General features: G+C 71.0%; 14 protein-coding genes. 11 read left to right on the forward strand and 3 right to left on the reverse strand.

The window, feature by feature from the left end:
• Positions 1–106: 106 nt before the first annotated feature.
• Together ACFVU9_RS43645 and ACFVU9_RS43650 are read right to left on the reverse strand one after the other, a co-directional pair.
• The gene (locus ACFVU9_RS43645) at positions 107–778 is read right to left on the reverse strand and encodes a response regulator transcription factor (protein ID WP_030299918.1); all 672 of its coding nucleotides are present in this window, start codon (positions 776–778) and stop codon (positions 107–109) included.
• Positions 778–1,686, reverse strand: coding sequence for a RecB family exonuclease (locus tag ACFVU9_RS43650; protein ID WP_380448364.1), 909 nt, complete (start codon positions 1,684–1,686; stop codon positions 778–780). Before ACFVU9_RS43650 ends, ACFVU9_RS43645 begins: the two co-directional genes overlap by 1 nt.
• A 172-nt stretch (positions 1,687–1,858) precedes the next feature.
• On the opposite strand from ACFVU9_RS43650, the gene ACFVU9_RS43655 reads away from it, so the two are divergent.
• The 3 genes from ACFVU9_RS43655 (at position 1,859) to ACFVU9_RS43665 (ending at position 4,840) form a co-directional block, all read left to right on the forward strand.
• On the forward strand, positions 1,859–3,085 hold the full coding sequence (locus ACFVU9_RS43655; protein WP_387603349.1) for a site-2 protease family protein: 1,227 nt from the start codon (positions 1,859–1,861) through the stop codon (positions 3,083–3,085).
• A 59-nt stretch (positions 3,086–3,144) separates the two neighbouring features.
• Complete coding sequence (locus ACFVU9_RS43660; protein WP_380448367.1) at positions 3,145–4,104, forward strand: tRNA (adenine-N1)-methyltransferase; 960 nt, start codon at positions 3,145–3,147, stop codon at positions 4,102–4,104.
• 130 nt (positions 4,105–4,234) lie between these two features.
• Positions 4,235–4,840: a hypothetical protein gene (locus ACFVU9_RS43665; protein ID WP_380494406.1), complete on the forward strand. Its 606-nt coding sequence runs from the start codon at positions 4,235–4,237 to the stop codon at positions 4,838–4,840.
• A gap of 5 nt (positions 4,841–4,845) precedes the next feature.
• Here ACFVU9_RS43665 and ACFVU9_RS43670 read toward each other — a convergent pair whose 3' ends face one another.
• Complete coding sequence (locus ACFVU9_RS43670; protein WP_380448371.1) at positions 4,846–5,151, reverse strand: ferredoxin; 306 nt, start codon at positions 5,149–5,151, stop codon at positions 4,846–4,848.
• 286 nt (positions 5,152–5,437) lie between these two features.
• Here ACFVU9_RS43670 and arc point away from each other — a divergent pair, with 286 nt between their 5' ends.
• From arc to ACFVU9_RS43710, 8 genes are all read left to right on the forward strand, one after another.
• Positions 5,438–7,204 (forward strand): proteasome ATPase, encoded by a 1,767-nt coding sequence (arc, locus tag ACFVU9_RS43675; RefSeq protein WP_380448373.1) that lies wholly within the window; start codon positions 5,438–5,440, stop codon positions 7,202–7,204.
• A 242-nt stretch (positions 7,205–7,446) separates the two neighbouring features.
• Positions 7,447–8,958 (forward strand): depupylase/deamidase Dop, encoded by a 1,512-nt coding sequence (dop, locus tag ACFVU9_RS43680; protein WP_380448374.1) that lies wholly within the window; start codon positions 7,447–7,449, stop codon positions 8,956–8,958.
• A gap of 174 nt (positions 8,959–9,132) precedes the next feature.
• Positions 9,133–9,351 (forward strand): ubiquitin-like protein Pup, encoded by a 219-nt coding sequence (locus tag ACFVU9_RS43685; protein WP_031069167.1) that lies wholly within the window; start codon positions 9,133–9,135, stop codon positions 9,349–9,351.
• 162 nt (positions 9,352–9,513) lie between these two features.
• Complete coding sequence (prcB, locus tag ACFVU9_RS43690) at positions 9,514–10,356, forward strand: proteasome subunit beta (RefSeq protein ID WP_380448376.1); 843 nt, start codon at positions 9,514–9,516, stop codon at positions 10,354–10,356.
• 32 nt (positions 10,357–10,388) lie between these two features.
• Positions 10,389–11,147 carry a proteasome subunit alpha gene (gene prcA / locus ACFVU9_RS43695; RefSeq protein ID WP_380448378.1) on the forward strand — a complete coding sequence of 253 codons (759 nt, stop codon included), beginning with the start codon at positions 10,389–10,391 and terminating at the stop codon, positions 11,145–11,147.
• Positions 11,148–11,262: 115 nt separating this feature from the next.
• Positions 11,263–12,624: a Pup--protein ligase gene (pafA, locus tag ACFVU9_RS43700; RefSeq protein WP_387603344.1), complete on the forward strand. Its 1,362-nt coding sequence runs from the start codon at positions 11,263–11,265 to the stop codon at positions 12,622–12,624.
• Between the two features lie 138 nt (positions 12,625–12,762).
• A complete protein-coding gene (locus ACFVU9_RS43705; RefSeq protein WP_380444396.1) occupies positions 12,763–13,752 on the forward strand; it encodes an FKBP-type peptidyl-prolyl cis-trans isomerase in 990 nt (329 codons plus the stop codon).
• Between the two features lie 203 nt (positions 13,753–13,955).
• A complete protein-coding gene (locus ACFVU9_RS43710) occupies positions 13,956–15,260 on the forward strand; it encodes an FKBP-type peptidyl-prolyl cis-trans isomerase (RefSeq protein ID WP_380444394.1) in 1,305 nt (434 codons plus the stop codon).
• Positions 15,261–15,461: the final 201 nt, after the last annotated feature.

Raw genomic sequence — 15,461 nt, forward strand, 5'->3', positions numbered from 1 at the left:
CACCGGAGCCTGCGCGGCCCGCGCCGGCGCGACGTGCCCCCGGGTCCGGCCGGGCCCGTCCCCCGGGCGGGGGCGGGGCCGGGGCCGTCGCCGTCTGTGGAGCGTCCTACAGCGCGCCCGGACGCACCAGACCGCTCTCGTACGCGTACACCGCCGCCTGCACGCGGTCCCGCAGCTGGAGCTTCGTCAGGACGTGTCCCACGTGCGTCTTCACCGTGGTCTCGCTGACGAACAGTTCGGCCGCGATCTCCGCGTTCGACAGCCCGCGCGCCACCAGCTTGAGCACCTCCAGCTCCCGCTCGGTGAGCGCGTTCAGCGCCTGCGGCGGCGCCTCCTCGCCCGAGGGCAGCTTGGTGGCGTACATGTCCAGCAGCCGCCGGGTGATGCTCGGCGCCAGCATCGCCGCGCCGTCCGCGACCACCCGGATCGCCTGCACCAGCTCCTCGGCCGGCACGTCCTTCAGCAGGAAGCCGCTGGCGCCCGCGCGCAGCGCCTCCACCACGTACTCGTCCAGGTCGAAGGTGGTCAGCACCAGCACCTTGGCCGGGCCGTCCCGGCCCGGGCCGGCGATCCGGCGGGTCGCCTCGACGCCGTCCATCCTGGGCATCCGGATGTCCATCAGCACCACGTCGGGCTGCAGCGCCCGGACCTGGTCCAGCGCCTGCTGACCGTCGCCGGCCTCACCGACCACCACCAGGTCGGACTCGGCCTCCAGGATCATCCGGAAACCGGTGCGCAGCAGCGGCTGGTCGTCGACCAGCAGCACTCGGATCGTCACTAGGACTCCTTGCTCATCGGATCCCCCGTGGGATCGTCCTCTTCAGACGTACGGGCCAGCGGCAGCGGGTACGGCGGGGGCGTCCCGCCGAACTCCGGGCAGCTGGCCTGGTGGTCGCACCAGTCGCAGAGCCGGTTGCGGGTGGCCGGGAACTCCCCGGTGGCCACCGCGTGGGTGATCCGCTCCCAGAGCGCCTGCAGCTTGCGCTCCACGGCGAGCAGGTCCGCCTCGTCCGGGTCGTAGGAGACGACGTCCCCGCCCCCGCCGAGGTACACCAGCTGGAGCCGCTTGGGGATCACGCCCTTCCAGCGCCACACCACCAGCGCGTAGAACTTCATCTGGAACATCGCCTTGCCCTCGAAGTCCCGCGAGGGCGCCCGGCCGGTCTTGTAGTCGACGAGGCGGACCTCGCCGGTCGGGGCGACGTCGACCCGGTCGATGTAGCCGCGCAGCAGCAGGCCCGACTCCAGGGCCGTCTCCACGTACAGCTCCCGCTCCACCGGGTGCAGCCGGGTCGGGTCCTCCAGCCGGAACCACTGGCCGACCAGCTTCTCGGCGTCCGCCAGCCAGCGGGTGAGCGCCGCGCCGTCCGGGTCGTCCGGGAACAGCCCGCCGAGCTCCGGCCGCTCGCCCAGCAGCCGCTCCCACTGCGGGCGCAGCAGGCCGAGCGCCCGCTCCGGCGTCCGCTCGACGGCCGCGCTGTCGAACAGCCGCTCCAGCACCGCGTGCACCAGGGTGCCCCGGGTCGCCGCCGCGCTCGGCGGCTCCGGCAGCCGGTCGATCACCCGCAGCCGGTACAGCAGCGGGCAGGTGAGGAAGTCACCCGCACGGGACGGGGACAGGCCGGTCGGGGGCGCCGCCGGGCGCGCCGGGGCCCCGGCGGCACTGGTGGTGTCGGTCTGCTGCATGGCTACGACCCTATTGCCCCGCGCTGCCATACCGCTGCCACCGTGCTGTCACGGGGCTGGGCAGGGCCCGCGCCAGTGGGTATGAAGCCAGACAGAGGGGCGCGCGGCGCCCTGCCGCCGAGATCACGTAGCGTGGGCACACCGGCGCAACTCGGGGGAGTCGACCGAAGGGATCACGGTGAGCGACAGCAGGGGGCAGCAGACCTCCGACCAGCCGCCGCACGGCGGTGATCGCCCGCCCGGCCGGCCGCCGGAGCCGCGGAAGGAGCGCGGCGGCGGCATCCTCATGGGCCGCCCGTTCGGGGTGCCCATCTACGTCACCCCCTCCTGGTTCGTCATCGCGGCCCTGATCACCTGGGTCTTCGGGGGCCAGCTGAACGACGTCCTGCCGGACCTGGGCGGCTCGCGCTACCTGGTCGCCTTCTCCTTCGCCGTCGCCTTCTACGCCTCCGTCCTGGTGCACGAGCTCGCCCACACGCTGGTCGCGCTGCGCTACCGCCTCGGCGTGCGCCGCATCCAGCTGCAGTTCTTCGGCGGCGTCTCCGAGATCGAGAACGAGGCCGAGACGCCGTGGCGGGAGTTCTGGCTGGCCTTCGTCGGCCCGCTGCTGTCGCTCGTGCTCGGCGGGGTCTTCTACCTCGCCATGCAGGCCGTGGAGCTCTCCTCGGTGCCCGGGGTGCTGCTCACCGGCCTGATGGTCTCCAACCTCGTCGTCGCCGCCTTCAACCTGCTGCCCGGACTGCCACTGGACGGCGGCCGGATGCTGCGCGCGGTCGTCTGGGCCGTCACCGGCAGGCCGATGACCGGCACCGTCGCCGCCGCGTGGGTCGGGCGGGCGCTGGCCGTCGCCGTGCTCATCGGGCTGCCGCTGATCAGCGCCTCCCGCGGGGTCGGGCGGACCGGCACCGACACCCTCGTCGACGCCGTCATCGCCGCCGTCCTGGCCGCGATCATCTGGAACGGCGCCGGCGCCAGCGTGCGCAACGCCCGGCTCAAGGAGGCCCTGCCCGGCCTGCGGCTGCGCGACCTCGCCCGCCGCACCGTCGAGGTCACCGCCGACACCCCGCTCGGCGAGGCGCTGCGGCGCGCCCGCGAGGCGCAGGCCGGGGCCGTGGTCGTGGTGGACGGCCGGGGCGAGCCGATCGCGATCGTCCGCGAGTCCGCCGTGCGCGCGGTGCCCGAGCACCGCCGCCCGTGGGTCGCCGTCGGACCGCTCGCCCGCGACCTCGAACCCGGCCTGCGGCTCAGCGCCGACCTCACCGGCGAGGACCTCCTGCACGCCGTGCGCGCCACCCCGGCCGGGGAGTACCTGGTGGTCGAGTCCGACGGCCGGGTGTACGGCGTCGTCGCGCTCACCGACATCGAGCAGCGCCTCACCGCCGCCGTCGCGGGGCACTAGGACGGCACCGGCCGGGGGCGCGGCGGGCGGGAGGTCGCGCTTCCCTTAGGATTGGCCGCATGTCCGAACCGACCGGTGCCGCCCGCCGACGCGGGCCCTTCCAGGTCGGGGACCAGGTCCAGCTGACCGACCCCAAGGGTCGCCACTACACGTTCACGCTCCAGGCCGGGAACCAGTTCCACACCCACAAGGGTGCGTTCCCGCACGACGAGCTGATCGGCGCTCCTGAAGGCACGGTCGTGCGCACCACGGGGAACGTCCCGTACCTCGCGCTGCGCCCCCTGCTCCCCGACTACGTCCTCTCCATGCCACGCGGCGCCGCCGTGATCTACCCCAAGGACGCGGGCCAGATCCTCGCGATGGCCGACATCTTCGCGGGCGCCCGCGTGGTGGAGGCCGGCGTGGGGTCCGGCGCGCTCAGCACCTACCTGCTGCGCGCCGTCGGCGAGCAGGGCATGCTGGCCTCCTACGAGCGTCGGCAGGACTTCGCCGACATCGCCAAGAGCAACGTCGAGCGCTACTTCGGCGGCTCCCACCCGGCGTGGAAGCTCACCGTCGGCGACCTCCAGGACAACCTGGTCGAGAGCGACGTCGACCGCATCATCCTCGACATGCTCGCCCCCTGGGAGTGCCTGGACGTCGCCTCCAAGGCGCTCGTCCCCGGCGGCCTCATCTGCTGCTACGTGGCCACCACCACGCAGATGTCCAAGACCGTCGAGGCGCTGCGCGACCACGGCACCTTCACCGAGCCGCAGGCCTGGGAGACCATGGTCCGCACCTGGCACCTGGAGGGCCTGGCGGTCCGCCCGGACCACCGGATGATCGGCCACACCGGCTTCCTGCTCACCGCCCGCCGCCTCGCCGACGGCGTCGAGCCGCCGCTGCGCCGCCGCCGCCCGGCCAAGGGCGCGTACGGCGAGGACTACGACAACGGGTCGCCCGAGCCGACCCTGCAGGAGCGCGCAGCCGCCCGGGCCGCCGCCCGCGCCGCCGTGGCCGAGGACACCGACCTCGGCTGACGCACGACCGTCGAGGAGGGGTGGCACGGCCGGGCCGTGCCACCCCTCCGGCGTTCCCGCCCCGGTCACCGGAGTGCCACCGTGATGTGGGACGATGCCAGCTCACACAGACCACTGGAGGGGACGCCTGGTGGAGACCGCGGTCGGGACGACGGCTGGACAGCAGACCCCGGCGGGCCGCACCCGGCCCGGCCACGTTCGAACCGCCCCGTGGCACTGGGCCCTCGCCCTGGCCGGCTGCGGAGCCGTCGTGGCGAGCGCCCTCGCGGCCTCGCCCGCCACCGGCACGCCGGTGCCCCTCCACGGCAGCGGTCCCAAGGCCGCCCCGGCGGCCCTCGCCCCCGACCCGGCCAAGGCCCAACTCCCGCTCGACTGCGGCCCGTTCCCGGTCAAGCCGACGGTCAGCCTGGCCGCCGACCTCGGCGACGGCCGGCCCAGCACCGTCGTCGCCGCGCACTGCGCCGCCGAGACCGGCACCCCGCCGGACGCCGTCTACCTCCTCGGCGGCACCGCCGAGCGGCCCGTCGTCCTCGCGACCCTCGTCTCCGAGCGCGAGAACCTCACCGTCACCAGGCTCGCCCTGCGCTCGGACGGCACCATCACCGGCCACGCGCAGGGGTATTCGAGCGACGACGTTCCGCGCTTCAGCCCGGACGTCTCACTCGACCTCACCTGGACGCACAAGGGCGGCGGCTGGGTGCGCACCCGGACCGCCGCCCCGAACACCGAGACCTGAGACGCCTATTCGTCGGCGTCCGGCCCGTACACCTCGACCCGGTCGGCGACCCGGCGCACGTGGATGCAGTCGCCGGGGCACTCCTTCGCCGAGTCCACCACGTCCTGAAGCAGCGTCAGCGGCACGGGGGCCGTCTCCCCGGGCTGCTGGCGCAGTTCGTCGTCCGGCCCCTTCACGTAGGCCAGGCCGTCGATGTCGAGTTCGAAGACCTCGGGCGCGTACTGCGCGCAGATGCCGTCGCCGGTGCACAGGTCCTGGTCGATCCACACCTCCAGGGCCTCGTTCGCCGCCGTCCGCTCGGTCACCGACATCGTTGTTCTCCGCCGTTTCTGTCCCGGGTCGCCCCCGTCTGAGGGCAATCCCGCCATTCGTACAACGATCGGACCGGGCCTCCCGGTCGCGATCGGATATCGACTCGCTCGACGATACATCTGGTCCGCTTTGGGCGGTGCGCGGTGGGTATCCCCTTAGCAGAGGGGAAGCACGCAGGGCGAAGATCGGACACGCCCGTTCCATCTTTCTTGATCTAGGGGTTTACGGACCCCTGGTCCCAGGTAGGGTCTGGAAGCGTCCAGCTCCCCGGAGGAGGTGAGGACCGTGGCAGCCCACGATGACGACTACAACCGCAGCACCGGCAGGCCCGCTCGTGGTTCCGACGAGGCCGCTCAGGTCTCGTACCTTGAGCAGGAAATCGCCGTGCTGCGCCGCAAGCTCGCCGACTCGCCGCGCAATTCGAGAATCCTCGAAGAGCGGATCGTCGAGCTCCAGACCAACCTGGCCGGCGTGACCGCCCAGAACGAACGACTCGCCTCCACGCTGCGCGAGGCCCGCGACCAGATCGTGGCCCTCAAGGAAGAGGTGGACCGGCTGGCCCAGCCGCCCGCCGGCTTCGGCACCTTCCTGCAGGCGAACGAGGACGGCACCGCCGACATCTTCACCGGCGGTCGCAAGCTCCGCGTCAACGTCAGCCCCAACGTCGAACTCGACGTGCTGCGGCGCGGCCAGGAGGTGATGCTCAACGAGGCCCTCAACATCGTGGACGCGATGGCCTTCGAGCGCATCGGCGAGATCGTCACCCTCAAGGAGATCCTCGAGGACGGCGAGCGCGCCCTGGTCATCGGCCACACCGACGAGGAGCGCGTGGTGCGCCTCGCCGAACCGCTGCGCGAGGTCACCATCCGGGCGGGGGACGCCCTGCTGCTGGAGCCCCGCTCCGGCTACGTGTACGAGGTCGTGCCGAAGTCCGAGGTCGAGGAGCTCGTCCTCGAAGAGGTCCCGGACATCGACTACCGCCAGATCGGCGGCCTCAGCAACCAGATCGAGCTGATCCGCGACGCGGTCGAGCTGCCGTACCTGCACGCCGACCTCTTCAAGGAGTACGAGCTGCGCCCGCCCAAGGGCGTCCTGCTCTACGGCCCGCCCGGCTGCGGCAAGACGCTGATCGCCAAGGCGGTCGCCAACTCGCTGGCCAAGAAGGTCGCCGAGGTCACCGGCCGCCCCCAGGGCAAGAGCTACTTCCTCAACATCAAGGGCCCCGAGCTGCTCAACAAGTACGTGGGCGAGACCGAGCGGCAGATCCGCCTGGTCTTCCAGCGGGCCCGGGAGAAGGCGGGCGAGGGCACCCCCGTCATCGTCTTCTTCGACGAGATGGAGTCGCTGTTCCGCACCCGCGGCTCGGGTGTCAGCTCGGACGTGGAGAACACCATCGTCCCGCAGCTGCTGGCCGAGATCGACGGCGTGGAGGGCCTGGAGAACGTCATCGTCATCGGCGCCTCCAACCGCGAGGACATGATCGACCCGGCGATCCTGCGGCCCGGCCGCCTGGACGTCAAGATCAAGATCGAGCGCCCGGACGCCGAGGCCGCGAAGGACATCTTCTCCAAGTACCTGAAGGGCTCGCTGCCCTTCCACCCCGACGACCTCAAGGAGCACGACGGCTCGATCGAGGCCACCGTGGCCGCGATGATCCAGTCGGTCGTGGAGCGGATGTACTCGGAGACCGAGGACAACCGCTTCCTGGAGGTCACCTACGCCAACGGGGACAAGGAGGTCCTGTACTTCAAGGACTTCAACTCCGGCGCGATGATCCAGAACATCGTCGACCGCGCGAAGAAGATGGCCATCAAGGACTTCCTCGACCACGGTCAGCGCGGACTGCGCGTCTCCCACCTGCTCGCCGCCTGCGTGGACGAGTTCAAGGAGAACGAGGACCTGCCCAACACCACCAACCCGGACGACTGGGCCCGCATCTCCGGCAAGAAGGGCGAGCGGATCGTCTTCATTCGCACGCTGGTCACCGGCAAGCAGGGCGCCGAGTCCGGCCGCTCCATCGACACCGTCGCCAACACGGGGCAGTACCTGTAACCGCACCACTCTTTCGATCCGCAGGACGAGGCCGGCACCCGGCCCCGGAACAGCACGCACCCCGTCCGGCTGTGGCGCCTCGCGGCCCCGCAGCCGGACGGCGCGTCTCGGGGCCCGGCCGTCGGCCCCGCGTTCTAGGCTCGACGCACCGTTCGCGGGCAGACCGCCGGCACCGGTGTTGTTCAGCGGTACGTCAGCGTGTTCCGCCCAGGGGGGCGGCGCACCGGGGCAAGGAGGGCCGCATGACCGTACGGCGCGTGATGGGCATCGAGACCGAGTACGGGATCTCCGTGCCCGGCCACCCCAACGCCAACGCCATGCTCACCTCGTCCCAGATCGTCAACGCGTACGCGGCGGCGATGCACCGGGCCAGGCGGGCCCGCTGGGACTTCGAGGAGGAGAACCCGCTGCGCGACGCCCGGGGCTTCGACCTCGCGCGCGAGGTGGCGGACGCCAGCCAGCTCACCGACGAGGACATCGGCCTCGCCAACGTCATCCTCACCAACGGGGCCCGGTTCTACGTGGACCACGCGCACCCCGAGTACAGCTCGCCCGAGGTCACCAACCCGCGCGACGCCGTGCTCTGGGACAAGGCCGGCGAACGGATCATGGCGGCCGCCGCGCAGCGCGCGCTGGAACTGCCCAACGGGCAGACCATCCACCTGTACAAGAACAACACCGACAACAAGGGCGCCTCCTACGGCACCCACGAGAACTACCTGATGAAGCGGGCGACGCCGTTCGCCGACATCGTCCGCCACCTCACCCCGTTCTTCGTCTCCCGCCAGGTGGTCACCGGCGCCGGCCGGGTCGGGATCGGCCAGGACGGCTCCGCCCACGGCTTCCAGATCAGCCAGCGGGCCGACTACTTCGAGGTCGAGGTCGGCCTGGAGACCACCCTCAAGCGGCCGATCATCAACACCCGCGACGAACCGCACGCCGACGCCGAGAAGTACCGCCGGCTGCACGTGATCATCGGGGACGCCAACCTCTCCGAGATCTCCACCTACCTCAAGCTGGGCACCACCGCGCTGGTCCTGTCGATGATCGAGGACTCCTTCATCGCCTCCGACCTCGCCGTCGACCAGCCGGTGCGCACCCTGCACCGGGTCTCCCACGACCCCACGCTCAAGCACCTGATCACCCTGCGCAACGGGCGCAAGCTCACCGCCGTCCAGCTGCAGCTGGAGTACTTCGAGCTCGCGCGCAAGTACGTCGAGGACCGCTTCGGCACCGACGCGGACGAGCAGACCGTGGACGTCCTGGCGCGCTGGGAGGACGTCCTCGGCCGGCTGGAGCGCGACCCGATGTCGCTCTCCCGCCAGCTGGACTGGATCGCCAAGCGGGAGATCCTGGAGGGCTACCGCAGCCGCGACGCCCTGGAGTGGGACAACCCGCGGCTGCACCTGGTGGACCTCCAGTACAGCGACGTGCGGCCCGAGAAGGGCCTCTACAACCGCCTGGTGGCCCGCGGCAGGTTCGAGCGGCTGGTCACCGAGGAGGAGGTCGAGCGGGCCGTCTCCAAGCCGCCGGAGGACACCAGGGCGTACTTCCGCGGGCGCTGCCTGGACCAGTACGCGGAGCACGTGGCGGCGGCGTCCTGGGACTCGGTCATCTTCGACCTGCCCGGCCGCGACTCGCTGCAGCGGGTGCCCACCCTGGAGCCCCTGCGCGGCACCCGCAACCACGTCAAGGAACTGCTGGACCGCTGCCGGACGGCCGAGGACCTGCTCCGGGTCCTCTCCGGCGGGTAACTTTTCGATCACCACGGGTGAACGTCCGCCGAATGGGAATCATCCGGGGTGGCAGCGGGTGTTGGACAGGAAGCGCCACCGGCAAACCGGGAGCGGCAGTCGCACCTTGTGTATAGGGTCGGTGCAGCAAGCAGCGACCCAACCGTGCCAGACGATTCGAGCGGGGTGAGGGAAATGGCGAGCAAGGACACCGGCGGCGGCCAGCAGCGGGCGAACCGCTCCTCCGAGGAGGTCGAGGAGCAGGCCGCGGAAACCCAGAATTCCGACGACCTCAAGGAGCGCCAGGAAAAGCTCAGCGACGACGTCGACGCGGTCCTGGACGAAATCGACGAAGTGCTCGAGTCGAACGCCGAGGATTTCGTGCGGGGATTTGTCCAAAAGGGTGGGCAATAGTCCGCCGCGGGGCATTGCGGAATTCACGGTCGTGACCGTCGGGGACGGCCGGGCGGCCACGGCCGTCCGCCCGTCCCGGCTCCGGCCCTCCACACGTGGACGTTGATCGTCGGCGGGTAGGGTGCGGGGATCGCGCGCTTCAAGCTACCTGGAAGGAATCGTGTGGAAGCCAACACTCGTGGCACCGGGCGTCTACCGGCTGCCTTCCTGACCCCGGGGTCCTCCTCGTTCCTCGACTTCCTCGCCGAGCACAAGCCGGAGTTGATCCCCGGCCGGCGCGGGCTGCCCGAGGGCACGGTGGTCGAGGCCCCGCACGGGACCACGATCGTGGCCGCGGTGTTCGACGGCGGTGTGATCATCGCCGGTGACCGTCGCGCCACCATGGGCAACGTGATCGCCCAGCGGGACATCGAGAAGGTGTTCCCGGCCGACGAGTACAGCGCGGTCGGCATCGCCGGCACCGCCGGTCTCGCGGTCGAGATGGTCCGGCTGTTCCAGCTGGAGCTGGAGCACTACGAGAAGATCGAGGGCGCCACGCTCTCCCTGGAGGGCAAGGCCAACCGGCTCACCAGCATGATCCGCGGCAACCTCGGCATGGCGATGCAGGGCCTCGCGGTGGTGCCGATGTTCGCCGGCTACGACCTCGACCTCGGACGCGGCCGGATCTTCGGCTACGACGTCACCGGCGGGCGCTCCGAGGAGCGCGGCTTCGCGGCCACCGGCTCCGGCTCGGTGTTCGCCCGCGGCTCGATGAAGAAGCTCTACCGGGAGGGCCTGACCGCCGACCAGGCCGCCACGCTGGTCGTCCAGGCGCTCTACGACGCGGCCGACGACGACTCCGCCACCGGCGGCCCCGACCTCGCCCGCAAGATCTACCCCATCGTCTCGCTGATCACCGCGGACGGCTTCCACCGGCTCACCGAGCCGGAGGTCGCGCGGATCGCCGTCTCCATCACCGACCAGCGCCTCACCCACCCCGACGGCCCGCAGGCCCCGCTGCTCTAGCCGCCCACCTCACAGGAAAGGGACGACCGCCGGTGTCGACACCGTTCTACGTCTCGCCCCAGCAGGCCATGGCGGACCGCGCGGAGTACGCCCGCAAGGGCATCGCGCGCGGTCGCAGCGTGGTCGTGCTCACCTACGCCGACGGCATCGTCTTCGTCGCGGAGAACACCTCGCGGGCGCTGCACAAGGTCTCCGAGATCTACGACAAGATCGCCTTCGCGGCGGTCGGCCGCTACAACGAGTTCGAGAACCTGCGGATCGGCGGCGTGCGCTACGCCGACCTGCGCGGCTACTCCTACGACCGGGCCGACGTCACGGCCCGGGGCCTCGCCAACGTCTACGCCCAGACGCTCGGCACGATCTTCTCCTCGGTCGGCGAGAAGCCGTACGAGGTCGAGCTGATCGTCGCCGAGGTCGGCCGGACGACGGAGGAGGACCAGATCTACCGCCTCACCCCGGACGGTTCGATCGTCGACGAGAAGAACTACGTGGTGGTCGGCGGCAACGCCGACTCCATCGGCAACTACCTGGGCCAGCGCCACCGCGCCGGCATGGCGCTGGGCGAGGCGGTGCGGGTCGCCGTCGACTCCCTGGCCCGGGACCCCAACGGCGGCAGCGCCCGCAGCCTGACGCCGGAACAGCTGGAGGTGGCCGTCCTCGACCGCCAGCGGTTCCAGCAGCGGAAGTTCAAGCGGATCCTGGGCGGCCAGCTCGGCCGGCTGCTCGACGGGGACCAGTCCGCGGCGGACGACGAGGACGGTCCGGCGGCCACCCCGCCGTCGGACGAGTAGTGCCTTCGGAGTCCCGTGCGGCGAGCGATCGCCGCACGGGACTCCGGTGCCCCTGCGGCGGTTCGCCCGTCGTGGAGGCGGTTTCGGACAGCTCCGACAAGAAGAAGGAGTGCTCATGGACCGCCGGATCTTCGGGCTGGAGAACGAGTACGGGGTCACCTGCACGTTCCGCGGGCAGCGGCGGCTGTCGCCGGACGAGGTGGCGCGGTACCTGTTCCGCCGCGTCGTCTCCTGGGGCCGCAGCAGCAACGTGTTCCTGCGCAACGGCGCCCGGCTGTACCTCGACGTCGGCTCCCACCCCGAGTACGCCACCCCCGAATGCGACGACGTGGTCGAGCTGGTGACGCACGACAAGGCGGGCGAGCGCATCCTCGAAGGGCTCCTGGTGGACGCCGAACGGCGGCTGCACGAGGAGGGCATCGCGGGGGACGTCTACCTCTTCAAGAACAACACCGACTCGGCCGGCAACTCCTACGGCTGCCACGAGAACTACCTGGTGGCCCGGCACGGCGAGTTCTCCCGGCTGGCCGACGTGCTCATCCCGTTCCTCGTCACCCGCCAACTGATCTGCGGCGCGGGCAAGGTGCTGCAGACGCCGCGCGGCGCGGTGTACTGCGTGAGCCAGCGGGCCGAGCACATCTGGGAGGGCGTCAGCTCCGCCACCACCCGCTCCCGCCCGATCATCAACACCCGCGACGAACCGCACGCGGACGCCGAGCGCTACCGCCGGCTGCACGTGATCGTCGGCGACTCCAACATGTCGGAGACCACGACGCTGCTCAAGGTCGGCGCCACCGACCTGGTGCTGCGGCTGATCGAGGCCGGCGTGGTGATGCGCGACCTCACCCTGGAGAACCCGATCCGGGCGATCCGCGAGGTCAGCCACGACCTCACCGGCACCCACCAGGTGCGGCTCGCCAACGGGCGGGAGGCCAGCGCGCTGGACATCCAGGAGGAGTACTACACCAAGGCGCTGGAGTTCGCCGACCGCAAGGGCATCAACACCGGCACCATCGCGCAGGTCCTCGGCCTGTGGGGCCGCACCCTGGAGGCCGTCCGCTCCGAGCGGCTGGACGGGGTGGCCACCGAGATCGACTGGATCATGAAGTACAAGCTCATCGAGCGCTACCGCGAGAAGCACCAGATGAGCATGTCCAACCCGCGGGTGGCGCAGATCGACCTCGCGTACCACGACATCCACCGCCGCCGGGGCCTGTTCTACCTGCTCCAGGGCAAGGGGCAGGCGAAGCGGGTGACGACGGACCTCAAGACCTTCGAGGCCAAGTCGATCCCGCCGCAGACCACCCGGGCGCGGCTGCGCGGGGACTTCATCCGCCGGGCGCAGGAGCAGCGCCGGGACTTCACGGTGGACTGGGTGCACCTGAAGCTGAACGACCAGGCGCAGCGCACGGTGCTGTGCAAGGACCCGTTCCGTTCGGTGGACGAGCGGGTGGAGAAGCTGATCGCGGGGATGTGACCGAGCGGTCGTGGCCCACGCGCCATGATCGAGTCCGCGGAGCCGGCCCCGGTGGTGTCTACCGGGGCCGGACCCGTGCGGGGCATACGCTGTTCGTCGAGTCCGGAGAGCCGACTTCGAACGACAGTTAGGACCACCGTGCGCCGCACCGCCGGGTTGCTGATCACCCTTCCGCTGCTGCTGGCGGTCGCCTGCAGCAGTTCGACCAAGGCGGCCGGCCCGGCGACGCCGACCACGGCCAGCGCGGCCCCGACCGTGCCCACTCCGGTCGGCGAGGCCTCGCCGATGCCCACCCTTTCGGGCGGCGGCTTCGGCAGCAAGGCGACGATCACCCTGCCCGAGGGGCAGCAGCCCAGCGGCCAGTTCGTGGTGAACACCGTCAGCGAGGGCGACCGGCCCGCGGTGAACAAGGGCGACTGGGTCACGGTCAACTACACGGCGAAGGACTGGACCACCGGCAAGGACCTGCCGAGTTCGTACGACGCGGGCGGCAAGCCGCAGCTGTACCAGGCGGGCAGCGGCCAGCTGGTGCCGGCCTTCGACCAGAGCGTGATCGGCAAGAAGGTCGGCAGCCGGCTGCTCGTGGTGGCCCCGCCGGCGGCGGCCTTCGGCGACCAGGGCAGCAGCCAGCTGGGCGTGGCCAAGGGCGACACGGTGGTGTTCGTGTTCGACGTCATGGAGAGCCTGCCGCAGGACTCGACCCTGACCGGCGCGATGACCCAGGCGGCGGCGAACCTGCCGCAGGTCAAGGACAACGGCAAGGCCGCGGCGACGATCACCGTCCCGGCCGGGCAGGCCGCGCCCGCCGACCTCCAGCAGGCGGTGCTGGTCAAGGGTGAGGGCAAGCAGGTCAAGAGCGGGCAGACGCTGGTGGTGCAGTACACCGGGGTGCTCTGGAGCAACGGCCAGCAGTTCGACGCGTCCTGGACGCACGGCGGCGCGCAGGCGGTGCAGATCGGCACCGGGAGCGTGATCGAGGGCTGGGACAAGGGCCTGGTGGGCCAGAACGTCGGCAGCCGGGTGCTGCTGGTGGTGCCGCCCGCGCTCGGGTACAAGGACCAGGCGCAGGGTTCGGTGCCGGCGAACTCCACGCTGGTGTTCGTGATCGACATTCTGGAAGCGGTCTAGGAAGACTCCCGCAGGATTCCGTACGCTTGGGCGGGCGCTCGCACACGGAAGCGCCCGCCCTCATCCTGAACTGTCATACTGCCCTCGCACTGTGGCAGGCGCCTCCGGCGCCCGGGGCCCGGGCGGACGGTGCGACGGCAAACCGGCACTGAGCGTGCCGGTGGCAGAGCTCGAATGACCGGTGGCGAGATGGATGGGGAGTCATGACTGAGAAAGCGCCGAACCCCGGCGGGTCGGGTACCGCGGCGAACGACGGATCCTCGGGTGACCCGGCGGCGTCGCGTCCCGGCGGGCCGATGCCGGGCGACGGTGAGTCGATCGTCGTGCCGCCGTCGATCCTGAAGCAGCAGGCCGGCTGGGCGAGCCCGGAGGACCGGCCGCGGCCGGCCGGCGGGACGAAGACCGAGGAACCGCAGATCTTCGCCTCCAACGTGCGCAAGGTCGACAGCTCCGAGGCCGGGTACGACGAGAACCCGCCGTCGGTGGGCCGCCTCGGCGTGATCCTGGGCACGGTGCTCGCGGTGCTGCTGGTCGGCAGCGGCGTGACGCTCTACATGGTCAACAAGGACAACGGCTCGTCGGAGGCCAAGCCGGACGCCGCCAAGAGCGCGCCCGCCACGCCGACCGCCGACCCGGTGCCGCCGGTCAAGGACGACGCCAAGGTCCTGCCGACGATCACCGGAGACTTCGGCAAGAAGGCCGACATCCAGGTGCCGTCCGACCAGCCCGACGGCTCGTTCGTGGTGAAGGTGCTGTCCGAGGGCACCGGCGCGAAGGTGGACAAGAACTCCTGGACCACCGTCGACTACACGGCGAAGAACTGGAACACCGGCAAGGACATCCCGAGCTCCTTCGACCAGGGCCAGAAGCAGCAGATCTTCCAGGCCGGCACGGACGCGCTGATCCCGGCGCTGGACCAGGCGGTGCTCGGCAAGAAGGCCGGCAGCCGGGTCCTCGTGGTGGCGCCGCCGGCCGCGGCCTTCGGCGCGCAGGGCAAGCCGGACATGTCGATCGGGGCCAAGGACAACCTGATCTTCGTGATCGACATCCGCAACAGCACCGCGCCCGACGCGACGGTCAGCGGCACGGTCACCCCGCCGCCGGCGGGCTTCCCGCAGGTCAAGGACAACGGCAAGAAGCCGGCCGAGATCACCCCGGTGGCCGGCGCGGCCGACCCGACCGAGCTGAAGACGCACGTCCTGATCAAGGGCACCGGCCCGGTGGTGGAGAAGGGCGAGAAGGTCGTCGTCCAGTACACCGGCGCGCTGTTCAAGGACGGCAAGGTCTTCGACTCCTCGCTCGGCAAGGGCCAGGCGTTCAGCTTCGCCGTCGGCGGCGGCCAGGTCATCCAGGGCTGGGACCAGGGCCTGGCGGGCCAGACCGTCGGCAGCCGGGTCGAGCTGGTGATCCCGGCGGCGCTGGCCTACGGCGACAAGGGCCAGGGCGAGATCCCGGCCAACGCGCCGCTGGTCTTCGTGGTCGACATCCTGGACGCGGGTCAGGGCTGATCCACTTTCGGGTGACAATGGTGTGCGTGTGACCTTCGGGACCGGCCGCGTGGCCGGTCCCGTACGGGCGGCGGGCGCCCGTACCGTGGTCCGGACCGGCCGGGGGGGGGCGCCCCCCCCGTGGTGAAGGGACCAGATAAAAACGATAGAAGAGGGAGGTTGATGAACAAAAAGAAGACGGAGATAGATTTAACCGCGGGC

This window comes from Kitasatospora sp. NPDC057936, assembly GCF_042887525.1.
Taxonomy (GTDB): domain Bacteria; phylum Actinomycetota; class Actinomycetes; order Streptomycetales; family Streptomycetaceae; genus Kitasatospora.